Raw genomic sequence first — 21,118 nt, 5'->3', positions numbered from 1 at the left:
CTTTCGTTCTCCATCCCTCCGGACCATGCCAGCGCTTTTCACAGGCCTCTACAGCCAGACCTTCGACGCGCTGGCGGTCTCCGGTTCAGCAAACGCCTGGTCCAACGATGTGACGCTGCCGGGCTGGCACCTCTTCCGCCAGCCGGCGTCAGCTCCGGTCGCCCTTTCCACCTACAACGCCGACAGCGGCACCAGCAACTCCGGCGCTTTCGTGAGCTACGGGTCGAGCGGCAGCAGCGACCGGGCCCTGGGGGGACTGGGTTCCGGCGGGAGTTTTTTTGGTTCGCCTGCCAGCGGGTCGGTGGCCGGGTGGTTCGCCCTGGCCCTGTCCAACGCCAGCGGGTCCGCCATCGGCAGCCTGGACCTCTCCTTCAACGGCGAGCAGTGGCGCCAGGGGGGGAACACCAACGCCCAGACCATGGAGCTGCAGTGGGGCTTCGGGGCCAGCTTTGATCAGGTGAGCACCTGGATCACGCCGGGCGGCAGCTTCAACTGGAGCTCACCGGTGACCGGGAGCACGGCCGGCGCCGTCGAAGGCAACGGCGCCGGCCGGGTGAGTGCGGTGGGCGGCAGCCTCGATCTCTCTGCCAGCCCCTGGGCGGCTGACGCCACCCTTTGGCTGCGCTGGGCGGAGACCAACGATGCCGGCAACGACCACGGTCTGGCCATCGACGATCTCACCCTTTCGTTGTCCCAGGCAGCGGTGTTGCCCGAGGTCTCGATCCAGGCCATCGACGCGGTGGCGAGCGAATCCGGCGATGGGGCCAGCCTGCGCATCAGCCGCACCGGCTCGACGCTGGCGGCCCTGGCGGTGCCGATCAGCCTGGCCGCGGGCGCCGGGCTGGCCGAGGCCGGCGACCTCACCAGCCCCCTCCCGGCCTCGGTGCTGATCCCGGCCGGTGCGGCCAGCGTTGATCTGGCGATCGGAGTGCTCGATGACGCCCTCGATGAAGGCACCGAGACCCTGCGCATCGAGCTGGCCGCACCGGCCGGCCACACGGTTGCCGACGGGGCGGGCAGCGCCACCATCACCATCGCCGACAACGACCGCATCAGCCTGATCTCGGCGGTGCAGGGCAGCGGCAGCAGCAGCCCCTTGGTGGCTCAGAGCGTGACCTTGCGGGCCGTGGTGGTGGCCGACTTCCAGGTCTCTGCTGAGCTGGGCGGCTTCTTTCTGCAGGAGGAGACCGCCGACTGGGACACCAGCGCCCTCACCTCCGAGGGGCTGTATGTGGCCTACCCCCTGGGGGGCACGAACGCCGATGTGGTCATCGGTGACCGGGTGTTGCTCACCGGCACGGTGGCCGAGCGCTTCGGCCAGACGCTGATCACGGCCGTCAGCGCCCTGACGGTGGAAGGGCAGGGCCGCCTGGGCGACACCCAACGGGTCGACATTCCCGACCTGCTGGCCCAGCGCAGCAGCTCCCTCGATCTGGAGCCCTACGAGGGCATGTGGGTGCGCTTCCCGGAAACCCTCAGCGTCAACGGTCTGTTCGGCCAGTTCCGCTTCGGTGAGGTGGAGCTCAGCGCTGGGGGACTGCCGCTCCAGCCCACCAACGTGATGGAGCCGGGGCCGGCGGCCTTTGCCGCCGAGCAGGCCACAGCCCGCCGCGAGCTGGTGCTCGACGACGGCAGCAACAGCGCCTACCGGCCCGCGGCTGCGGCCACCCCGGCAGCGCCGGTGCGGGACCAGCTGCTGCGCCGCGGCGACACCATCACCGACGTGGAGGGCGTGCTCGGATTTGACTTCGGCAAATACCGGCTGCAGCCCACGGCACCGCTCAGCTTCACGAGCGGCAACCCACGCCCGCCGGCACCGGCGCCGGCCGGGGCGGGCCAGCTGCGCCTGGCCAGCTTCAACGTGCTCAACACCTTCACCACCCTCAACGCCGGCGGCGCCCTCACGGACACCGGTCTGGCCCCCCGCGGGGCCAACACGGCCGAGGAGCTGGAGCGCCAGCTCATCAAGCTCACCGCCGCCCTGGTGGGTCTGCAGGCCGATGTGATCGGCCTGATGGAGCTGGAGAACGACGCCGACGACGCCACCCTGGCTGCGATCGTGGCGCGGCTGAACGCGGCCCAGCCCGGTGGCTCGGGGCGCCTGTACAGCTTCGTGCCCACCGGCCTGATCGGCAGCGACGCCATCAAGGTGGGCCTGATCTATGACAGCCGGACGGTGGCCCCCACCGGCCCGGCCCGGGTGCTGGACACCGCCAGTTTCACTGACCCTCTCAGCACCGGCAGCCCGCTTAACCGGCCGGCCCTGGCCCAGGGTTTCCGGGAGCTGGCCAGCGGTGAGGTGCTGAACGTGGCCGTCAACCACCTCAAGTCGAAGGGCAGTGGCGGTGCTGCCGGCCTGGATCTGGATCAGCGGGATGGCCAGTCGGCCTTCAATGCCACCCGTACCGCCGCCGCCAGTGAACTGGTGCGCTGGATCGGCACCGACCCCACCGGCAACGGTGACAGTGACTGGGTGGTGCTGGGCGACATCAATGCCTACGCCAAGGAGGACCCGATCCGGGTGCTGGAAGCGGCCGGCTTCCGCAACGCCCTGCCCACCTTCACGGCCGAGCCCCCCTCGAGCTACGCCTTCTTCAACCCGGTCGACATGAGCGGGGCGCTGGATCACATGCTGATCTCCCCCTCCCTGGTGCGCCAGGCGGTGGCAGCGACGGACTGGAGCATCAACGCCGCCGAGGGCGCCTTCCGCGACTACAACCTCGACACCAACAGCAACGGCAATGCGGCGTCCCGCGACTTCTTCGCGCCCGATCCGTACCGCACCTCCGACCACGACCCCCTGCTGCTGGACCTGGATCTGGGCCGTGCCCTGCCCGCCGGACTCGCCTTCTCCCACGGGGTCGCCTCCGGCGACCCCTACGCCGATTCGGTGATCCTCTGGACCCGGGTGACACCGCCCGCCGGTTTCGCCGGTCTGGTGGACGTGCAGTGGGAGGTGTCAACCAGCGCCGGTTTCGAGGCCGGTTCGATCGTCGATCGCGGTGTGTTCACCACCAGCGTCGCCCGCGACTGGACCGTGAAGGTGGAGGCCGACGGCCTCAGCGCCGACACCGTGTATCACTACCGCTTCCGCGCCGGTGCGGCGCAGTCGATGGTGGGGCAGACCAAGACCCTGCCGGTGGGCAGCGGCCCGGTGCGGCTGGCCGTCTTCTCCTGCGCCAACTTCACCGCCGCCGAGGAATTCCTCGCCTACGGCAGGGCCGCCGCCGTCCATGCGGTGAACCCCTACGACGCCCTGGTGCATGTGGGCGACTACATCTACGAGTACGGCCCCGGGGGCTTCGATGAGGCGGAGGACGCCGCCGGCAGCCGCGGCTTCCTGCCCGAGCGCGAGATCGTCAGCCTCGACGACTACCGGCTCCGCTATGCCCAGTACCACACCGATGTCAATCTCCAGGCGCTGCGGGCCGCGGCGCCGCTGATCGCCATCTGGGACGACCACGAGACCGCCAACGACAGCTGGGCCGGCGGCGCCGAGAACCACCAGAGCGCCACGGAGGGCGACTGGATCAGCCGGCGGGACGCGGCTCTCAAGGCCTACCACGAGTGGCTGCCGATCCGGGAACCCGGCCTGCGCCAGAGCGGCGACGGCGCCACCGCCCTCACCCCCCTCACCCAGGGGTACCGCTCGTTCGATTTCGGCGACGTGCTGGCGCTGCACATCCTCGAAACCCGCCTCACCGCCCGCGATGAGCAGCTGGAGTACCCCGATGCCGCCGCGGTGCAGGCCCGCATCGGCGCCATCCTCGCCGACCCGGCCCAGGTGGGGGCCTATGCCAGCCAGCTGGGGCTCACCCCGCCGGCCTCCCCCGCCGCGATCCCGGGCTTTGCCGCCGCCTTGGCGCCCCTGGTCACCCGGGAACTGGTGCTGGCCACCGTCCAGCAGGCCTGGGGCGATCCCGGTCGCGATCTCCTCGGCGACAGCCAGATGGCCTGGCTGCAGCAACGGATGGCCGGCTCTTCCGCCGCCTGGCAGGTGCTGGGCCAATCCGTGCTGATGCAGTCGATGGCGGTGCCGGCGGAACTGCTGCTGGATGCCGGCAATCCCGCCCTGCTCGACAAGTACGCCGCCCCGTTACAGAAACTCGCCACCGGGACCCCGTTCGATCAGCTGACGGCGGCAGAGAAAGCCCTGTTCGCCGAGGCCGGCAAGATCCCCTACAACCTCGATGCCTGGGATGGCTATGGGGTGGAGCGGGAAACGATCCTGCAGAGCGCCCTGGCCCTGGGCAAGCGGCTGATCAGCCTGGCCGGCGACACCCACAACGCCTGGGCCGGTGTCCTGGACACGATGACGACGGGCACCGGCCCCGCCGGCAGCCTGGCCGGCCTGGAGTTCGCCACCCCTGGGGTCACCTCGCCGGGCCTGGAGAAGTATCTGCCGGGCGCCGATGCCTACATCCGGGCGAATTACCCCGCTGTCGATGGCCTGGACGGCCTGTTCATGGGTTACATCGGTGGCTTGAGCTACGCCGATGTCAATCGACGCGGCTTCCTCGATCTCACCGTCAGCACCGATCGCGTGGACGGCGCGTTCCACCTGCTCTCGGGCCTCGATCCCGTCACCGACCAGCCCGCCTGGGCCATCGAGACGGTGACCGGTTCGGCCGATTTCAGCCTGACGGTGGCTCCTGAGCAGGGTGGCCCGATCCAGTGGCAACCCGGCTGGAAGGAACTCGACCTGGTCTTCGGCGCCGCGGTGGACAATGGCGGCAACCTCACCCTCCTGGATCCGGCTGCCTACGGGGCCGTTCCCGAGCGGGGCATCCAGCTCGCCAACGTGACGGTGATCGGTTCCGAGGCGCCGGACACGGTCTACGCCGGTGTGGGCTCCCGCATCGAGGGCCGGGGCGGCAGCGACCAGTTCTTCAACAGCGAAAGCCTGGGCGGCAACGTGCTGGTGGGCGGCGGCGGTGCCGACCAGTTCTTCCTGGGCCAGGCCAGGGATGTCGTCATCGGCGGCGGCCTGATCGACCCCGCCCGCACCCCCGGGCTGGCGCCCGCCACCGCCCTGGCGGACCGTGAGGCCGATCAGTTCCTGATCGACAGCTCCGCTGCCGTGGCGACGGCCCCGCCCCTGCGGATCAGTGACTTCGAAGTGGGCAGGGACACGGCCTTCATTGATGGCCAGCAGCTCCAGGGCACCTGGGAGCAGATCAAGCAGGCCCTGGCCGCGGCCGGGATCCAGGCCAATGCCGCCCCGGACCTGGCCATGCCATCCGGTGGGCCTGGTCTCACCCTGATTCCAGGCGTCCAGGTGCTCCAGAACCTCGGTGCCTTCGGCCTCGATCCCGATGGGGACCACCTGCAACTCGTCGTCCTGGAAGGCCCCGACTGGATCCGGGCCGACCGCACGACCCTCAGCCTCACGGCCCCCGCCGGTTTCGGCCCCGCCGACCTGGCCAGCCTCACCCTGCGGCTGGGGTTCTTCGATGGAACGGCGATCACGCCCTTCACGCCGTCGCTGACGATCGCTGCGGTCCCTCCTTCCGAGCCGGGCAAGCCGGTGGTGGTGGTGATCACGCCGGGAGGGGATGCGACAGCCATTCCCGTGACCATCACCGGCGGGACCTTCCAGGCCGATCGGCCCTTCCAGGTGGTTCCGACCCCGGCCCCTGTTGTTGGCCTCGGCGACAGTTCCGTTGATTTCGGCATCGATCTGGACCCGGGGCTGGACCGGGCGACGGTCAGCTTCGGGCTCGCGGCCCTGACCGTCGGGGCCCCCTTCGCCGACACCCCCTCCAGCCGCTGGGTCGCCGTCTCCAGCGACCCGGACACCGGCGTGACCACACCGCTGACCTACGACCCGCGCCAGGGAGGCGGTGCCCGGTTCTATGACCTCGACGCCGATGGGTCCGCGGAGTTCCTGCACCTCTCCCTGGCCGACGGCGGCCCCGGTGATCAGGGGCCGGCGGCCGATGGCGAGATCCTGCAGTCGGTGACGGTCGGGACGGTGGATCTCCAGCCCGTCTTCCGTCGCCTCGACCCCCTCACCCTCACGGTGGCGGATCCGTCCAGAAGCGGCGCCGCCGCCAGCCTGGTGCTGCGGGCCAGCCTCTCCGGCCGGCCCGCCAGCTCCAACCAGATCGGCTATGTGGTGCTAGAGGCCAGTGAGCTGGCCGGCGCCGATGCGCTCCTGGCCGATCTGGCGGCCATCCGCTCCCGCGCCCAGACCCTCTTCTCCACCCTGGAGAGCAGCGACGTCACCCTGGCGGCGGACACCAGGTTCGATCGCGAGATCCTGCTGGTCAACGGCCAGTCGGTGCGCTTCTTTGAGGTGATCGACGCCAGCCTGGCGGACCTCACCAGTGCCGGCGACGCGCGCCTGCGCTTCCTCACCCCCGGCGCCCCTGCCGGCTCCGATCGTTCGGTCGGTTTCGCCTCCCCCAGCGGTGCGACCCTCGCCCTCGATCTGCTCGACACCGACCAGGGACTCGATGCGCTGATCGGACAGGAGCAGGGCCTGGCCCCGGTGCTGGACTTCACCGCCTTCTCCGCCGCGCAGGCGGTCCAGGGCACCGTGGTGCTCAGCCGGGAAGCCGATTTCGACGCCATCACCGGCTTCTACCGCGCCCTCGATGCCCAGGGCACCGTGCGCGACGCCGCCGGCAACCTGGTCCGTCCTGGACAGGCCGGCTACCGCGAGGCCGCCCTGCGCGCCGACAACCTCGTCACGGAACTGCAGGGCTTCCGGGTCGGCGATGACCAATCCAGCATCACGGCGGTCACCATCTCGGAATCCTCCTTCCTGGCGCCCTTCGCCCAGGTGAAGGAACACACCTTCTTTGCCTATGCCAGCGCCAATGCCGATGGCCTGGGCCACTTCCGCACCCTGGGCACCAATCTCTTCGGCCTGGAAGACCAATTTGGTGGTGGTGACCTCGACTTCGACGACCACGTGATCGGCTTCAACTTCAGTCAGATCGTCTGAAGCCGGATCAGCGGCCCCCGCCGCTTGAGACGGATGGACAATAAAAAACCCCTGCCAAGGCAGGGGTTGGCAATCGGTCCGGTGAGCTGGGTGGGATCAGCCGACGCTCCAGACGCCACCGGCGATGCTGGCCAGGGGCGATTGGATGGCAGTGCTGCACAGGAACCAGGCGAAGGCGGCGCCACCGCAGCCACCCAGCCAGAAACCGCTGGCGAATTCCGCCCAGCCGGCCTTGGTGAACAGGTCGGCGGGAGGGTTGTCGATGGTGGCGTCGGGGGGCTGGACGTTGGGGCCGCTGCCAGCCGTTCCGTAGATCGAGAGGCAGATGGTGAGGATCGACACCAGGCCGATGGTGGCGAGCAGGCCGGCGGTACTGGCGAACTCGGTGGCGCGCAGGGGGCCGGTGTAGGCGAAGGGGCCGTAGAGGAGATAGCCGTGGGCCATGCCCACCTCAAGACCGCGACGGTTGGGCGAGAGGGAGGGGCGGTAGGCCGGCAGGGCGTTCAGGAAGGCCTTGGTGAAGTAGCTGCTGTTGACGGGGGTGGCCAGATTGCCGACGGTCGGGTCGGCCACGGGGGTCACGGTCATGGGATGTGGATCGGGAGGGTCGGCGGATCGGGGGTCGGCGGTCGACCGAGGGGAGGCGAAGGACGCGGAGGCCGGGGCCGGTCGTCAGTCGGTCGCCTCGATCACGTTGAACAGCAGGGCCATGGCCACCGCCGCGCCAAGGATTCCCACCAGGGGAACCATCACGGACGGCATCCAGGCAACGGCAAATTCACCAGTCATGGCTTGGGCCAATAGGAACCGCCGGTACTGTAGGGACCTTGCCCTGTCAGGCTTCTCGGCCACGTGGGGGGCGACATAAAAGTTCAGCCAGGCCCCCCCCGCACGGTGGCGCGTACCCGGTAGATCGGCCGGCCCTGGCTTTCGTGATACGTGCGCATCTGCAGTTCCGCCAGCAGCCCGAAACTGAACAGCTGCACACCGCTGAGGATCGCCAGTACCGCCATCAGCAGCAGGGGGCGGTTGCCGATGTCGGCCCCCAGCAGCAGTTTCTCCCCCACCAGCCAGGCGGCGATGGCGAGGCCCACCACCAGGGCCAGGAGGCCGGCGAAGCCGAAGACGTGCATCGGCCGGGTCAGGAACCGCTTCATGAACCACACCGTCAGCAGGTCCATCAACACTCGGAAGGTGCGGTCGATCCCGTAGTTGCTGCGGCCGTAGCGACGGGCTTGGTGGGACACCCGCACCTCACCGATCCGGGCCCCTTCGATGAAGGCCAGAGCCGGCAGGAACCTGTGCAGTTCCCCGTAGAGGTTCATGTCGCAGACCACCTCCCGGCGGTAGGCCTTCAGGGAGCAGCCGTAGTCGTGCAGCCGCACCCCGGTCACCCGGGCGATCAGGCGGTTGGCCACAAGGGACGGCAACAGTCGGTCGAGGGCCCCGTCCTGGCGCTGCTGGCGCCAGCCGCTCACCAGGTCCAGGTCGTCCTGCTCCAGCCGGGTCAGCAGCAGCGGGATGTCGGCGGGATCGTTCTGGAGGTCCCCATCGAGGGTGACGATCACCCTGCCGCCGCTGGCGTCGAAGCCGGCGGCCATGGCGGCCGTCTGCCCGTAGTTGCGCCGCAGCAGCACGGCCACCAGCTCGGGCACCCGGCCGGCCAGATCCCGCAGCACCGCCTGGGTGCCGTCCCTGGAACCGTCGTCCACCAGCACCAGTTCGAACGGCCGCCCGAGGGGCCTCAGGGCCGCCAGCAGCTGCTCCACGAGCAGGGGCACGCTGGCCTCCTCGTTGTACAGGGGCACCACCACCGACAGGCTGGCGGACTCCGCCATGGCCCCTTGCAGTTCAGGCTGCACGGTACCTGCCCCGGGCCCCGGGACCCTGTGTTCAGGGAGGCAGGGGGCTGCCGTCGTGGCTGTGCATCACCCGCCCCGCGCCCCGCAGTTCGGCCCGGTAGTGGCAGGCCACCGGATCCCGGTTGCGGGGGTTCAGGTCGTCGATGCCGATGCCGTCACGGCCGTGCTGGCGCCCGGAGCTGTGCAGGTAGCGGCCGCCGCCCAGGTGCAGGGCCACGTGGGTGCAGCGCTGCGGGGTGCCGAAGAACAGCAGGTCCCCCGGCAGCAGCAGGCTGGTGACACCGCTGGCCACGGCCACAGGGCGGCAGAAGCGCTCCTGCAGGTAGGCATCCCGGGGCAGCCAGATGCCGGCCTGGGCAAAGGCGGTCTGCACCAGCCCGGAGCAGTCGAAGTCGGGCCCCAGGGTGCCCCCCCAGAGGTAGCGGTTGGGGCGGTGACGGGCGGCCTCGGCGAAGGCCAGCACCGCCTCCAGGCGGGTGGTGATCCGGTCGCGATCGAGGCGGGGCAGCGGCGGCGGCGACGGTACGGGCTGCCCGTGGCGCTCCAGGGCCGCCGCGTCCACCCAGCAGGGGTAGCCGTCCTCCAGCAGTCGCACCCGCCGGCGGGTCTCGGGGCCGGTGGCGGATGGGGCCAGCACCCTCAGGTGCCGGCCCGCGTGGATTTCGGTGGCCAGACCTGGCCCCTGCGGCCGGCTGTAGGCCGGCAGCGGCCGGGTCACGGTCCAGATACGGCCCGGCGCCGGCAGGGTGCCTAAGGTCGCCATCGCAAGGTGCCGCCGCTGATGGCGTTCTACAGCCCGGATCCGGCCATGGGCGAGGCCCTCCGCCAGCTGATCGGCCGACTGGAGGCGGAGGGGCGCCCTGGACTGGGGGAGCAGCTCTCCGTCACCTGGCTCCGCTACGGCGACTCCCTGGTGGGGGCGGCCGAGGGCCTGGGTCAGGAGGAGTTCTGGGGCCGGGGGGTGAGCGGCGCCTCCTGGGCCGGCCCGACGCTCCGCTATCCCGCCAGCGTCGTGAAGCTGGTGTATCTGGTGGCGGCCGAAGCCTGGCTGCAGCGCCAGCTGATCGAGGAGGGCCCGGAGCTGCGTCGCGCCCTGGCCGACATGGTCCGCGATTCGGGCAACGATGCCACCAGCCTCGTGGTGGATCTGCTCAGCGGCACCACCAGCGGTCCGTCCCTGCCGCCGGAGCGCCAGGCAGCCTGGTGCCGCCAGCGCCAGCTGGTCAATGGCTGGCTGGCCCGCCTCGGCTGGAGCGAGGTGGCGGGGGTGAACGCCTGCCAGAAGACCTGGGCGGAGGGGCCCTACGGCCGTGAGCGCGACTACTACGGCGCCCAGCTGGAGAACCGCAACCGCCTCAGCACCGACTTCACGGCCCGCCTGCTGCACGCCGTGATGGCCGGTGCGGCGGTCTCCCCGCCGGCCTGTCGCCGCATGACGGCGCTGCTGCGCCGCTCCCTCGATCCCCAGGCCCGGGCTGCCGATCCCGAGAACCAGGTGGATGGCTTCCTCGGGGCCGGCCTGCCCGAGGGGGCCCGGCTGTGGAGTAAGGCCGGCTGGATGAGCCAGGCGCGCCATGACGCCGCCTATGTGGAGGTGGAGGGAGGGGCGCCGATGCTGCTGGTGGTCTTCAGTGAGGGACGGGTCCGGGCCGCCGACGAGACCCTGCTGCCGGCCATCGCGGCCGCCCTGCTGGCCGCCTGACCCTGCCGACGCCCCGCCGCGGGCGCCGATCCGGCCTGGGGGCGGGCCCGCCTCGAGCAGCTCTGCCGCTGGACGCTGGCCCACCAGGGCCGGATCAACGGTGGCTTGTGCGTTCTCTTCGCGGCCCATCTCGGCTGGAGCGGTGTCGCCAGGCTCTGAGCTGACCTGGCGACGGGGGCCCGGGAAGGCCGTGTGGGTCGGGCCCATGGAAGGGCCTTGGGGTCGGCCCATGGCAGGGCCTGGAACGGAGAGGGAGGGATTCGAACCCTCGACAGAAGTTGCCTCCTGTAACTCCTTAGCAGGGAGCCGCTTTCAACCACTCAGCCACCTCTCCAGTAGCCCAGCGAGCTTATCAGGGCTCCGACTCGGGCCCCGGCGGCAAGGGCGCCCCCGGATCCTGGGGCACGGCCAGGCGGGGCAGGCGGTGCTTGAAGCCGCAGAGGATCTCCCAGGGGATGGTGCCGCAGCGCTCGCTCCAGTCGAGGGGGCTGATCGTCTCGCCCTCCTGCTCGCCCAGCAGGGTGACCATGCTGCCCACCTCGATGCCGGGGGCGTCGGTGGCATCGATCACCAGCTGGTCCATGGTGATGGCACCCACCTGGGGCAGGCGCCGGCCGCCGAAGAGGACGTCCATGCGGTTGGAGAGCTGGCGGGGCACGCCGTCGGCGTAGCCGATCGACACCACCGCCAGCCGGCTGGGCCGGCTGGTGCGGAACCGGTGGCCGTAGCTGACGCCGACCCCCGTCCCCACCTGGCGCAGCAGGGTGACGCGGGCGTGGATCTGCAGGGCCGGCCGCAGGGGCACCACGCCGGCCAGGTGGGCCGCCGGCGGTTGGCCGTAGAGGGCCAGCCCCACCCGGACCAGGTCGTAGTGCTGGCCGTGCCCCCGCAGGGTGGCCGCCGAATTGGCGAGGTGACGGCAACCGGCCGCCAGGCCCTGTTCGGCCAGGCTGGTGAGGACCGTTTCGAAGCGCTGCTGCTGGAGTGCGTTGAGGCCGTCGTCCTCTCCGGGGGCGGCATCGGCGCAGGCCAGATGGGAGTAGACCCCCGCCAGCTCGATCGCTTCCATGCCCTGCAGGGCCGCCACCAGCCGCGGTCCCTCCTGCCAGTCGGCGCCGAGGCGGGCCATGCCCGTGTCCAGCTTCAGCTGCACGGTCATGGGGCGGCCGCTGCCGCTGGCCAGGTTCTGGCAGAGCAGGGCTTCCCGCATGCTGCTGAGGGTCGGCATCAGCTGCCAGCGCAGGCAGCTGCGCAGTTCCTCGGGCTGGGTGAGGTTGCCGAGCACCAGCACCGGAGCGGAGATGCCGGCGCGGCGCAGCTGCACCCCTTCGGCCAGGGTGGCGACCCCGAAGCAGCCCGCCCCCGCCTCCAGGGAGGCGCGGGCCACCGCCAGGGCGCCGTGGCCGTAGGCGTCGGCCTTGACCACCGCCATCAGTTGGGCGGCCGGGCCGATGTGGCGGCGCAGGGCCCGCACGTTGGCCTGGATGGCCGCCGTGTTCACCTCCACCCAGGCCCGCTGTCGCGACGGTTGGGTCTCCTCCGTCGCACCGGTGCTGGCGAGCGAAGAGATGGTCATGGGCGCCGCCGCAGGGAGTGGACCATGGAAATCATGGGAATCCCGTTAGCATGCCGCTTATCCAGCGGACGGGAATGGGCCACGTACTCGTTCTGAATGCGTCCTACGAACCGCTGAACATCACCACGTGGCGGCGCGCCATGGTGATGCTGCTCAAGGGGAAGGCCGAGGGGCTCGAGCACGACCCCGAACGGACGATCCGCCCGGACCATTTCCTGCCCACGGTGATCCGGCTGCGCCAGTTCGTGCGGGTGCCCTACAAGCCGCTCCCCCTTACCCGCCGCAACGTCTTCCATCGCGACGGCCACGCCTGCCAGTACTGCGGCTACAGCGGTGAGCAGCTCTCCATTGACCATGTGGTGCCCCGCAGCCGGGGCGGCACCGATGTCTGGGAGAACGTCACCACCGCCTGCCTGCCCTGCAACGTGCGCAAGGGCAACCGCACCCCGCGGGAGGCGGGCATGCCCCTGGCCCGGGAGCCCCGCCGGCCCCTGGGAAGCCTGAGCTTCGAGGCCAACCGCCGCATCCGCTCCGGCCAGCACCAGGAGTGGGCCAAGTACGTCATCGGCGCCTGATCCGCCCCGCGTCATCGCCGCCCCCATTCCCCTCTCAGCCGCCGGTCCCGGTGGCCTCGAGGGCCAGGGCCTCCAGACCCTGGCGCTGCTCCTCGGCGATGCAGGCCCCGATCAGGTCCTCGATCTGGCCGGCCAGCACGGGCTCGAGGGAGAAGTTCCGCCCCAGACGGTGGTCGGTCACCCGGTTGTCCTTGGCGTTGTAGGTGCGGATCTTCTCGCTGCGGTCGCCGCTGCCCACCTGGGAGCGGCGCACGGAACGCTCGGCGGCGTTCGCTTCCGCCAGCTGGCGCTCGTAGAGCTTGGCCCGCAGGATCTCCATGGCCCGCTCCCGGTTCTGCAGCTGGGAGCGTTCCTGGGTGCAGAACACCCGGATGCCCGTGGGCTTGTGCAGCAGGTCGACCGCCGTCTCCACCTTGTTGACGTTCTGGCCCCCGGCCCCGCCGGAGCGGGCCGTGCTGATCTCCAGATCCCCCGGGTCGATCTGCACCTCCACCGGATCGGCTTCGGGCATCACCGCCACGGTGGCGGTGGAGGTGTGCACCCGCCCCTGGGATTCGGTGGCCGGCACCCGCTGGACGCGATGCACGCCCGCCTCGAACTTCAGGCGGCTGTACACCCCGTCGCCGCGGATGGCGAGGATCAGCTCCTTGTAGCCGCCGAGATCGGCCTCCGAGGCGCTCACCGGCTGCACCTGCCAGCCCTGGCCCTGGGCGTAGCGCTCGTACATGCGGGCCAGGTCCCCTGCCCAGAGGCTGGCCTCATCGCCGCCGGCACCGGCGCGGATCTCCAGCATCACGCTGCGCTCGTCGCGGGGATCCGAGGGCAGCAGGCTGAGGGTGAGGCGGTCGTTGAGGGCGCCGATCAGGCCCTCGAGGCTCACCAGCTCCTCGCTGGCCAGGGCCGCCAGTTCCTCAGCGGCGGGGTCGTCGCGGTGGGCCCGCAGCAGGGCGCGGGCCTCCTCCCGTTCCTGTTCCAGCTTGCGCAGCCGCTGGTAGTCGTTGACCAGGGGCTCCAGCCGCGCCCGTTCCCGGGCGATGGCCTGGAGCCGGGCCGGATCGGAGGCCACCGCCGGATCCGCCAGTTGCCGCTCCAGGGTCTGGAAGGTGCGGCAGGCGGTGTCCAGCCGGGATTGGAGCAGCTCGGAATCCATGGGGCGGCACCCGCAACAAAAAGGGCCGGGTGCGACAGGCACCCGGCCAAGACACAGCCGGACCGTCGCGCGGACCGGGAAACCGAGCGAACCCTCAGGCCTCGGCGGCGGCCGGTTCTTCCACCGGGGTGGCGGCGGCTTCGGTGGCCTTGGCGGCCTTCTTGGCACCGGAGGCGGAATCGGCGCTGCCCATGCCGTACTTGCGCATGAAGCGGTCGACCCGGCCCTCGGTGTCGAGGATCTTCTGGGTGCCCGTGTAGAAGGGGTGGTTGCCGCTCCACACGTCGACCGTGATCTCGGGCTGGGTGGAGCCGGTGGTCATCACCACCTCTCCGTTGCAAATCACCTTGGCGTCCGGATACCAGGTGGGATGGATGTCGGCTTTCGGCATGACGGGAATCAGCGCTTGGAGAACTGGGGAGCCTTGCGGGCTTTCTTGAGGCCGTACTTGCGACGCTCCTTGGCCCGGGGATCGCGGCTCAGGTGGCCTTCGATCTTGAGGGGCTTGCGGTTGTCGGGGGACAGATCGCAGAGGGCGCGGGCCGCACCCTGCTTGATGGCATCGGCCTGGCCGGTGAGGCCGCCACCGCGCACGTTGACCAGGAGGTCGTACTGGGCTTCCAGACCCAGGGTCTGCAGGGGAGCCTTGACCGCCGCCAGGTAGACGGGGTTGTAGTTGAGGTAGTTGTCGCCGGGGCGGCCGTTGATGGTGACGCTGCCGCTGCCGGGCACCACCCGCACACGGGCGACGGCGGTCTTGCGACGGCCGGTGCCCCAGTAGACGACGCGGTTGGAGGTGCTGGTCATTGGGCGGCGGCGGCGGGATCGAGGGCGAGGGGCTGGGGCTGCTGGGCGGCGTGGGGATGCTCGGCGCCCTTGTAGACCTTCAGCTTGCGGAACAGCTGGCGGCCCAGGGCGTTGTGGGGAAGCATGCCCTTGATCGCCTTCTCGATGATCCGCTCCGGCAGGCGGGCCTGCAGGTGCTCGAAGGTTTCGGTCTTCATGCCGCCGGGACGGCCGGAGTGGCGCCGGTAGATCTTCTGGGTGGCCTTGTTGCCGCTGACGCGCACCTTGTCGGCGTTGATCACCACCACGAAATCACCGGTGTCGAGGTGGGGCGTGAAGGTGGGCTTGTTCTTGCCCCGCAGCACCTGCGCCACTTCACTGGCGAGACGGCCGAGGGTCTGGTCCGCTGCGTCGACCAGATACCACTGGCGCTCGAGCGAATCGATGGAGGGTGGGGTTGTCTTGTTCATCGCGCCGGCGGGCCGGTTTGGGGTGAGCCCATCGCAGCCGGATGGGTCGGGACAGGAAGATTCGACCCTACCGTGTCGCCGGATCCGGCGAATTCGGAGAGGTGCCAACTGCCTGGGTCCGCCGGACGGGGCTCCCTGCAGGGCACTCAACCGATCGGATCGTCGCCGAAGGGATCGGCGGGAGGATCGCGCGATTCCAACAGAAATCGCGGTTGACAATCATACCAGGCGGCCTCAGGGAAGACCGGCTCCGGGTAGCCCACCCGCAGCAGGCAGAGGCCCTGGGGCGGCGCGGCCTCCTTGACGGCGTGGCGGGCGCCGCTGCGCCAGCGGTGCAGAAACCCTTCGGCCGCCAGGCGACCCTCCCCCACCGCCACCAGCTGGCCCATCAGCAGGCGCACCATGCCGTAGAGGAAGCCGCTGGCCTGCACCTCGGTGACCAGCAGATCGCCGCAGCGCTCAACGCGAACCTCCTGGAGGGTGGTGCGGGCATGGGCGCGGCGGCTGCCGGCCCGCTGGAAGGCGGAGAAATCGTGCTCGCCCAGGAGGGCCTCCAGGCAACGGGCCATCAGGGCTTCATCCAGGCGCCACTGGTAGCGATGCCAGCTCCAGGGGGCCAGGAAGAGGTTGGGGGCGCGGCCGTTGTGGATCGTGTAGCGATAGCGCCGGTAGGTGGCGCTGAAGCAGGCGTGCCAGTCGCCAGTCACCTCGGCGGCGGCCCGCACCCGGACCGTGGGCGGCAGGCGGCCGTTGAGGGCCTTGGCCCAGCGGGTCACGGGGATGGGGCCGATGGCATCGAAGTGCACCACCTGGGCGGCGGCATGGACGCCGGTGTCGGTGCGACCCGCAGCCACCGCCCGCGCGGGACGGTGGGGGTCGAGGGCCTCGATGGCGGCCTCCAGGGTTTCCTGGACGCTGCTGTGATGGGCCTGCCGCTGCCAGCCATGGAAGGCGGCTCCGTCGTACTGCAGCGAGAGGGCGATCCGTTTCAGACCAGCTCGCTCAGACCAGCTCGATGATGGCCATCTCGGCGTTGTCGCCCCGGCGGCGCACCGTGCGGATGATGCGGGTGTAGCCACCCTGGCGGTCGCCGTAGCGGTCCTGGGCCTTGTCGAACAGGGCGTGCACCAGCTGCTTGTCGTAGATGTAGCCGATGGCGCGGCGGCGGGCGGCGAGGGTGCCGTCTTTGGCCAGGGTGATCATGCGCTCGGCTTCATCACGCAGGGCCTTGGCCCGGGCCTTGGTGGTGGTGACGCGGCCTTCACGGATGAGCTGGGTGGTGAGACCACGCAACATGGCCTTGCGTTGGTCGGCGGGGCGTCCCAGCAGGGGGACTCGGCACTGGTGTCGCATGGTGGGGACGGGGCGGGTGGCGAAACGGGGAAGGGGAAACCGCCTTTCAGCCGCTGGTGCGGCTCTGGGGCAGGGAGATGCCGATCCTCTCGAGAGCCTCGATCACCTCGTCGGCGGACTTGGAACCGAAGTTCTTGATCTCCAGCAGGTCTTCGTAGCTGAAGCCCATGAGGTCGGAGACGGAATTGACCTGGGCGCGCTTGAGGCAGTTGTAGGCGCGGACGGAGAGGTTCAGCTCCTCCAGGGGGATCTGGGCCTCGGCCGAAGGCTCGGGCTCCATGCCGGGCTCCTCAGTCATGGTGAGGGTGGCCAGGGGCTGGAACAGGCTGATCAGCTGGTTGGCGGCCTGGGCCATGGCGTCGTCGGGGGTGACGCTGCCGTTGGTCTCGATCTGGATGCGCAGGCGCTCGTGGGCCGAACCGCCCTCGCCGACGGCGGTCTCATCGACGGTGTAGTTGACCCGGCGGACGGGCATGAACACGGCGTCGATCTGCAGGAGATCGATGGCGGAGGTGTCCTCGTTGTGGCGATCCACCGGCCGGTAGCCCACGCCGCGCTCGACGTGCACCTCCATCTCCAGGCTGTGGCCCTCGGCCACGGTGGCGATTTCCCGATCGCCGTCGATCACCTGCACCTGGGGGGAGAACTGCAGATCCGAGGCGGTGACCCTGGCCGGGCCGTTGACCATCAGTCGACCGATCTCCAGATCGCGGCTGCGGCTGTTGACCGGCACCGACTTGCAGTTCAGCAGGATGTCGAGCACGTCCTCGCGAACGCCGGGCACGGTGGCGTACTCGTGGTTGACCCCCGAGAGACGCACCGCCGTGATGGCGCTTCCCTCGAGCCCACCGATCAGCACACGCCGCAGGGCGTTGCCGAGGGTGGTCGCCTGACCCCGGTCCAGGGGGCCGATCAGGAAGACGCCCGTCTGGGAACGGTCGTCGGCGACCTGGTGCTCGACCCGATCGATCTGGTAGTGCAACACGGTCTGAGGAGGTGAAAAGGGAACGGTGGCCGCGATGGCGGCCCGGGGAAGGCGGGACGGAGGCCGGAGGAGCTCCGGGGGCTCAGACCCGGCGGCGCTTGGCCCGGCGGCAGCCGTTGTGGGGCAGGGGGGTGACGTCGCGGATCAGGGTGATCTCGAGACCGGCCACCTGGAGGGCGCGGATGGCGGTTTCACGGCCGGAACCGGGACCACGCACCAGCACTTCGATCTGACGCATGCCCTGCTCGAGGGCACGACGGGCGGCGGCCTCGGCGGCGGTCTGGGCGGCGAAGGGGGTGCCCTTGCGGGCTCCCTTGAAGCCGCTGGCGCCGGCCGACGACCAGCTCACCACCTCACCGGCGGTGTCGGTGATCGAGACGATCGTGTTGTTGAAGGTGCTCTGGATGTGCGCCACGCCATTGGGAACGTTGCGCTTTGCCTTCTTGGGGCCGGTCTTCTTGGTGGGCTTGGCCATGGCGGTGACCCCGCGGTGGCGGGGAGGTGATCGGAGGACTGGGGGGAGCCCCGGTGACGACCTCCGCAAGGGGAGGGCGGCGGGGCTGGGGCCGGGAGGCTGGGGGCTTGGGCTGCCGTGGGGAGCCCTCGGCCGCAGGGCGCTGCAGGCAGGGAAGGGAGGACGGGCCCGCAGGCCCGGAGCTCACTTCTTCTTGCCGGCGACGGTCTTGCGGGCGCCGCGACGGGTGCGGGCGTTGGTGCGGGTGCGCTGGCCGCGCACGGGCAGGCCCATGCGGTGGCGGCGACCCCGCAGGCAGCCGATGTCCTGGAGGCGCTTGAGGGCCATGCCCTCTTCGCGCCGCAGGTCGCCCTCAAGCACGAAGGAATCGGCGGCGCCGCGCAGCTTCTGCACGTCGCCGTCGCTGAGGTCCTTCACCCGGATGTCGGGGTTGACCCCCGACTTGGCGAGAATCTTGCGGGCCCTGGTGAGCCCGATCCCGTACACGTAAGTGAGTGAGATCTCAACCCTCTTGTCACGAGGGATATCGACACCGGCGATCCGAGCCACGTCAGGAAACGATCAGAGGGCAAAGGGGGTGGCGGCCGACGGCGGCCGCCGTGAAGGCGTGAGGGGTCAACCCTGACGCTGCTTGTGCTTCGGGTTGGTGCAGATCACCATGACCCGGCCGTGGCGACGGATCACCCGGCACTTGTCGCACATCTTCTTGACTGAGGCACGCACCTTCATGGGCGTTGTGCTCTCCGAATTTGCAAACAGCTACCTTATCACATCAGTCCGTCAAGCTGGCTACGATCCTGCCAGCGATCTCCTCCACGGTGCCGGAGGCCTCCACGCTGCAGAGCAGGCCCAGCTGGCGGTAGTGGTCGATCAGGGGCGCGGTCTGCTCCTGGTAGACCACCAGGCGGTTGCGGATCACCGCTTCGTTGTCGTCGGCCCGGCCGCGGGAGAGCAGGCGCTCGATCAGCACGCCGTCCTCCAGCTCCAGCAGCATCACCCTCTCGATCCGCTGGTCAAGCTCCGCCAGCAGATCGTCGAGGGCCTCGGCCTGGGCGAGGTTGCGGGGGAAGCCGTCCAGGAGCCAGCCGCCCGTGTGCCCCTCCAGGCGGCTGCGCACGATCGCCAGCACCAGGGCGTCGCTCACCAGCTCGCCGCGGGCCATCACCGCCTCCGCCTCCTGGCCCAGGGCGGTGCCGGCCTTGACCTCCGCCCGCAGCAGGTCGCCGGTGGAGAGATGCAGCAGCTGGTGACGTTCAGCCAGGAGCGCGGCCTGGGTGCCCTTGCCGGCGCCGGGGGGACCGAGGAAGAGGAGTCGCTGTTTCATGGGTTGGGAAACGGGAGGAGGGGCCTACTGGCGGACCAGTCCTTCGTAGCGCTGGGAGATCACGTAGGTCTGGACCTGCTTGGCGGTGTCGATGGCCACGCCCACCAGGATCAGCAGGGAGGTGGCCCCGAGCCCCTGGAAGGTGCGCACCTGGGTGGCCCCCTCCACCGCCGAGGGGATGATGGCGATGGCACCGAGGAACACGCCCCCCAGCAGGGTGAGCCGGTTGGAGACGCCGGAGAGGTAGTCGGCGGTGGCCGAGCCCGGCCGCACCCCGGGGATGGCGACGCCGGAGCGTTTCAGGTTGGTGGCGATGTCCACCGGGTTGACGGTGAGGGAGGCGTAGAAGAAGGCGAAGCCGCAGATCAGGGCGAAGTACACCAGGGCGTAGAGCCAGGGGGTGCTGCTGGTGGGGTTGAGGTAGCCCGCCACCCGGATCAGCCAGGGGCTCTTGGTGAGGTTGGCGATCGTGAGCGGCAGGAAGACCACCGCCGAGGCGAAGATGATCGGCATCACGCCGCCGGCGTTGAGCTTCAGGGGCAGGTAGCTCTGGCGGGAGGCCAGGGTGCTGGCGCCGCCCACCTGGCGCTTCGCGCTCACGATCGGGATGCGGCGGCTGCCCTCCTGCAGGAAGATGATGCTCACGATCGTCACCAGGAAGACCAGCACCAGCACGACGATGCCGCCAACCGTGGCGCGGTCGCCGCTCTGGGCCAGCTGGATGGTGGAGCCGAGGGCCTTGGGCAGGGTGGCGACGATGTTGATGAAGATCACCAGGGAGGCCCCCTGGCCGATGCCCCGCTCGGTGATCACCTCGCTGATCCACATCACCACCATCGATCCGGTCACCAGGGCCAGGCTGGTCTGGACGACGAACAGCCATTCCGGCAGGCCCGGCAGGGCGTACTGCCGCAGGATCAGGGCGAAGACGATGCTCTGGAGGATGCCCCAGCCCAGGGCCACGTAGCGGGTGATCTGGGCCAGCTTGCGGCGCCCGGCCTCCCCCTCGTTCTTCTGCAGCTCCTCGAGCTGGGGCAGGGCCGCCGTCATCAGCTGGATGATGATCGAGGCGTTGATGAAGGGCAGGATGCCGAGGGCGAACACGCCCAGGGTCGACAGGCCACCCCCCGTGAAGATGTCGAGGAAGCCGATCAGCTGGCCCCCCTGGCGGATGAAGTCCTGGAAGGCGACCCGGTCGATGCCGGGCACCGGGATGTAGATGCCGAGTCGCACCAGCAGCAGCAGGCCCAGGGTGGTGAGCACCCGATCCCGCAGGCCCTTCGACTGGACCAGCTGGACGAGGATTTCAGCGGCGCTCGGATTGCGCCCCCGGCTGAGGAGCATGGTGATGTCGGGAGTGGAGGGAACGGGGCGCTACGACCGGAGCCGCCTGCCGCAGCACAAGGCTACGGGCAGGCGGCTCGCGGCTGGGGGCAGGGCAGGGCCCGGCCTCAGTCGATGATCTCGCAGGTGCCGCCGGCGGCTTCGATCTTGGCGCGGGCCGAGGCGGTGAAGGCGGCGGCCTGGACGGTGAGTTTCACCTTCAGCTCGCCGTTGCCGAGCACCTTCAGCGGATAGCGGGGGCTGGTGACCAGACCCGCCTGCTCGAGGGACTCGAGGCTGACCGTGCTGCCGGCCTTCAGCTCACCCAGCCGCGACACGTTGATCAGGGTGTAGTGGGTGGGGTTGATGACCGGGAAGTGCTTGAGCTTCGGGATCCGGCGGTAGAGGGGCATCTGGCCACCCTCGAAGCCGGGGCGGGTGGGCCGGCCGGAGCGGGACTTCTGGCCGCGCATGCCGAAGCCGCAGCTGGCGCCCTGGCCGGCGGCGATGCCGCGACCCTTGCGCAGCTTGCGCCGGCGGGAGCCCGTCTGGGGCTGGAGACTGTTGAGAGAGAAGGACGTCATG

General features: G+C 70.2%; 21 protein-coding genes and 1 tRNA gene. 3 read left to right on the top strand and 19 right to left on the bottom strand.

Annotated elements, in window-relative coordinates; all coding sequences use genetic code 11:
* Positions 1–25: 25 nt before the first annotated feature.
* Positions 26–6,952: an ExeM/NucH family extracellular endonuclease gene (locus CYAGR_RS16505; RefSeq protein ID WP_015109436.1), complete on the top strand. Its 6,927-nt coding sequence runs from the start codon at positions 26–28 to the stop codon at positions 6,950–6,952.
* A 96-nt stretch (positions 6,953–7,048) separates the two neighbouring features.
* Here the strand turns inward: CYAGR_RS16505 and CYAGR_RS08715 are convergent, their stop codons facing one another.
* The 4 genes from CYAGR_RS08715 to CYAGR_RS08700 all read right to left on the bottom strand — a co-directional run bounded on the left by CYAGR_RS08715 (position 7,049) and on the right by CYAGR_RS08700 (position 9,577).
* A complete protein-coding gene (locus CYAGR_RS08715) occupies positions 7,049–7,540 on the bottom strand; it encodes a photosystem I reaction center subunit XI (protein ID WP_015109435.1) in 492 nt (163 codons plus the stop codon).
* Between the two features lie 84 nt (positions 7,541–7,624).
* The gene (gene psaI, locus CYAGR_RS08710) at positions 7,625–7,714 is read right to left on the bottom strand and encodes a photosystem I reaction center subunit VIII (RefSeq protein WP_254945554.1); all 90 of its coding nucleotides are present in this window, start codon (positions 7,712–7,714) and stop codon (positions 7,625–7,627) included.
* Between the two features lie 110 nt (positions 7,715–7,824).
* Positions 7,825–8,790 carry a glycosyltransferase family 2 protein gene (locus CYAGR_RS08705; RefSeq protein WP_015109433.1) on the bottom strand — a complete coding sequence of 322 codons (966 nt, stop codon included), beginning with the start codon at positions 8,788–8,790 and terminating at the stop codon, positions 7,825–7,827.
* A gap of 55 nt (positions 8,791–8,845) precedes the next feature.
* Positions 8,846–9,577 (bottom strand): C40 family peptidase, encoded by a 732-nt coding sequence (locus CYAGR_RS08700; RefSeq protein ID WP_015109432.1) that lies wholly within the window; start codon positions 9,575–9,577, stop codon positions 8,846–8,848.
* A gap of 18 nt (positions 9,578–9,595) precedes the next feature.
* Here CYAGR_RS08700 and CYAGR_RS08695 point away from each other — a divergent pair, with 18 nt between their 5' ends.
* Complete coding sequence (locus CYAGR_RS08695) at positions 9,596–10,516, top strand: serine hydrolase (protein ID WP_015109431.1); 921 nt, start codon at positions 9,596–9,598, stop codon at positions 10,514–10,516.
* A 245-nt stretch (positions 10,517–10,761) separates the two neighbouring features.
* Here CYAGR_RS08695 and CYAGR_RS08690 read toward each other — a convergent pair.
* A tRNA-Ser gene (locus CYAGR_RS08690) sits at positions 10,762–10,850 on the bottom strand.
* Positions 10,851–10,868: 18 nt separating this feature from the next.
* A complete protein-coding gene (gene alr, locus CYAGR_RS08685; RefSeq protein ID WP_015109430.1) occupies positions 10,869–12,092 on the bottom strand; it encodes an alanine racemase in 1,224 nt (407 codons plus the stop codon).
* 74 nt (positions 12,093–12,166) lie between these two features.
* Here alr and CYAGR_RS08680 point away from each other — a divergent pair, with 74 nt between their 5' ends.
* Positions 12,167–12,667 carry an HNH endonuclease gene (locus CYAGR_RS08680; protein ID WP_015109429.1) on the top strand — a complete coding sequence of 167 codons (501 nt, stop codon included), beginning with the start codon at positions 12,167–12,169 and terminating at the stop codon, positions 12,665–12,667.
* 34 nt (positions 12,668–12,701) lie between these two features.
* Here CYAGR_RS08680 and prfA read toward each other — a convergent pair whose 3' ends face one another.
* From prfA to rplO, 13 genes are all read right to left on the bottom strand, one after another.
* Positions 12,702–13,817 carry a peptide chain release factor 1 gene (prfA, locus tag CYAGR_RS08675; protein ID WP_015109428.1) on the bottom strand — a complete coding sequence of 372 codons (1,116 nt, stop codon included), beginning with the start codon at positions 13,815–13,817 and terminating at the stop codon, positions 12,702–12,704.
* A gap of 94 nt (positions 13,818–13,911) precedes the next feature.
* Complete coding sequence (gene rpmE, locus CYAGR_RS08670) at positions 13,912–14,208, bottom strand: 50S ribosomal protein L31 (protein WP_015109427.1); 297 nt, start codon at positions 14,206–14,208, stop codon at positions 13,912–13,914.
* A gap of 8 nt (positions 14,209–14,216) precedes the next feature.
* The gene (rpsI, locus tag CYAGR_RS08665; RefSeq protein WP_015109426.1) at positions 14,217–14,624 is read right to left on the bottom strand and encodes a 30S ribosomal protein S9; all 408 of its coding nucleotides are present in this window, start codon (positions 14,622–14,624) and stop codon (positions 14,217–14,219) included.
* Entirely contained in the window at positions 14,621–15,073 is a 453-nt protein-coding gene (gene rplM / locus CYAGR_RS08660) for a 50S ribosomal protein L13 (protein WP_015109425.1), read from the bottom strand. The genes rpsI and rplM overlap by 4 nt, the downstream gene beginning before the upstream one ends.
* A 146-nt stretch (positions 15,074–15,219) precedes the next feature.
* Complete coding sequence (gene truA / locus CYAGR_RS08655) at positions 15,220–16,065, bottom strand: tRNA pseudouridine(38-40) synthase TruA (protein ID WP_015109424.1); 846 nt, start codon at positions 16,063–16,065, stop codon at positions 15,220–15,222.
* A 10-nt stretch (positions 16,066–16,075) separates the two neighbouring features.
* The gene (rplQ, locus tag CYAGR_RS08650; protein ID WP_015109423.1) at positions 16,076–16,426 is read right to left on the bottom strand and encodes a 50S ribosomal protein L17; all 351 of its coding nucleotides are present in this window, start codon (positions 16,424–16,426) and stop codon (positions 16,076–16,078) included.
* A gap of 46 nt (positions 16,427–16,472) precedes the next feature.
* Positions 16,473–17,411 (bottom strand): DNA-directed RNA polymerase subunit alpha, encoded by a 939-nt coding sequence (locus tag CYAGR_RS08645; protein ID WP_043325632.1) that lies wholly within the window; start codon positions 17,409–17,411, stop codon positions 16,473–16,475.
* Between the two features lie 82 nt (positions 17,412–17,493).
* Entirely contained in the window at positions 17,494–17,886 is a 393-nt protein-coding gene (rpsK, locus tag CYAGR_RS08640) for a 30S ribosomal protein S11 (protein ID WP_015109421.1), read from the bottom strand.
* A gap of 183 nt (positions 17,887–18,069) precedes the next feature.
* On the bottom strand, positions 18,070–18,435 hold the full coding sequence (gene rpsM / locus CYAGR_RS08635) for a 30S ribosomal protein S13 (RefSeq protein ID WP_015109420.1): 366 nt from the start codon (positions 18,433–18,435) through the stop codon (positions 18,070–18,072).
* Positions 18,436–18,501: 66 nt separating this feature from the next.
* Positions 18,502–18,615 carry a 50S ribosomal protein L36 gene (gene rpmJ, locus CYAGR_RS08630; RefSeq protein ID WP_006173336.1) on the bottom strand — a complete coding sequence of 38 codons (114 nt, stop codon included), beginning with the start codon at positions 18,613–18,615 and terminating at the stop codon, positions 18,502–18,504.
* Positions 18,616–18,658: 43 nt separating this feature from the next.
* Positions 18,659–19,210 (bottom strand): adenylate kinase, encoded by a 552-nt coding sequence (locus tag CYAGR_RS08625; RefSeq protein WP_015109419.1) that lies wholly within the window; start codon positions 19,208–19,210, stop codon positions 18,659–18,661.
* Between the two features lie 24 nt (positions 19,211–19,234).
* Positions 19,235–20,554, bottom strand: coding sequence for a preprotein translocase subunit SecY (gene secY, locus CYAGR_RS08620; RefSeq protein ID WP_015109418.1), 1,320 nt, complete (start codon positions 20,552–20,554; stop codon positions 19,235–19,237).
* 107 nt (positions 20,555–20,661) lie between these two features.
* Positions 20,662–21,117, bottom strand: coding sequence for a 50S ribosomal protein L15 (rplO, locus tag CYAGR_RS08615; protein ID WP_015109417.1), 456 nt, complete (start codon positions 21,115–21,117; stop codon positions 20,662–20,664).
* Position 21,118: the final 1 nt, after the last annotated feature.

Origin of the sequence: Cyanobium gracile PCC 6307, from assembly GCF_000316515.1 — a bacterium.
In the GTDB taxonomy this organism is placed as follows: Bacteria; Cyanobacteriota; Cyanobacteriia; order PCC-6307; family Cyanobiaceae; genus Cyanobium; species Cyanobium gracile.
The sequence above is the reverse complement of the archived record's forward strand: the minus strand, read 5'-3'. Positions and strand labels throughout refer to the sequence as shown.

Excerpts from the sequence above, each read along its gene's own strand:
- CYAGR_RS16505 (WP_015109436.1), top strand. The coding sequence starts at position 26 with ATGCCAGCGCTTTTCACAGGCCTCTACAGCCAGACCTTCGACGCGCTG.
- CYAGR_RS08715 (WP_015109435.1), bottom strand. The coding sequence starts at position 7,540 with ATGACCGTGACCCCCGTGGCCGACCCGACCGTCGGCAATCTGGCCACC.
- psaI (WP_254945554.1), bottom strand. The coding sequence starts at position 7,714 with ATGCCGTCCGTGATGGTTCCCCTGGTGGGAATCCTTGGCGCGGCGGTG.
- CYAGR_RS08705 (WP_015109433.1), bottom strand. The coding sequence starts at position 8,790 with ATGGCGGAGTCCGCCAGCCTGTCGGTGGTGGTGCCCCTGTACAACGAG.
- CYAGR_RS08700 (WP_015109432.1), bottom strand. The coding sequence starts at position 9,577 with ATGGCGACCTTAGGCACCCTGCCGGCGCCGGGCCGTATCTGGACCGTG.
- CYAGR_RS08695 (WP_015109431.1), top strand. The coding sequence starts at position 9,596 with ATGGCGTTCTACAGCCCGGATCCGGCCATGGGCGAGGCCCTCCGCCAG.
- alr (WP_015109430.1), bottom strand. The coding sequence starts at position 12,092 with ATGACCATCTCTTCGCTCGCCAGCACCGGTGCGACGGAGGAGACCCAA.
- CYAGR_RS08680 (WP_015109429.1), top strand. The coding sequence starts at position 12,167 with ATGGGCCACGTACTCGTTCTGAATGCGTCCTACGAACCGCTGAACATC.
- prfA (WP_015109428.1), bottom strand. The coding sequence starts at position 13,817 with ATGGATTCCGAGCTGCTCCAATCCCGGCTGGACACCGCCTGCCGCACC.
- rpmE (WP_015109427.1), bottom strand. The coding sequence starts at position 14,208 with ATGCCGAAAGCCGACATCCATCCCACCTGGTATCCGGACGCCAAGGTG.
- rpsI (WP_015109426.1), bottom strand. The coding sequence starts at position 14,624 with ATGACCAGCACCTCCAACCGCGTCGTCTACTGGGGCACCGGCCGTCGC.
- rplM (WP_015109425.1), bottom strand. The coding sequence starts at position 15,073 with ATGAACAAGACAACCCCACCCTCCATCGATTCGCTCGAGCGCCAGTGG.
- rplQ (WP_015109423.1), bottom strand. The coding sequence starts at position 16,426 with ATGCGACACCAGTGCCGAGTCCCCCTGCTGGGACGCCCCGCCGACCAA.
- rpsK (WP_015109421.1), bottom strand. The coding sequence starts at position 17,886 with ATGGCCAAGCCCACCAAGAAGACCGGCCCCAAGAAGGCAAAGCGCAAC.
- rpmJ (WP_006173336.1), bottom strand. The coding sequence starts at position 18,615 with ATGAAGGTGCGTGCCTCAGTCAAGAAGATGTGCGACAAGTGCCGGGTG.
- CYAGR_RS08625 (WP_015109419.1), bottom strand. The coding sequence starts at position 19,210 with ATGAAACAGCGACTCCTCTTCCTCGGTCCCCCCGGCGCCGGCAAGGGC.
- secY (WP_015109418.1), bottom strand. The coding sequence starts at position 20,554 with ATGCTCCTCAGCCGGGGGCGCAATCCGAGCGCCGCTGAAATCCTCGTC.
- rplO (WP_015109417.1), bottom strand. The coding sequence starts at position 21,117 with ATGACGTCCTTCTCTCTCAACAGTCTCCAGCCCCAGACGGGCTCCCGC.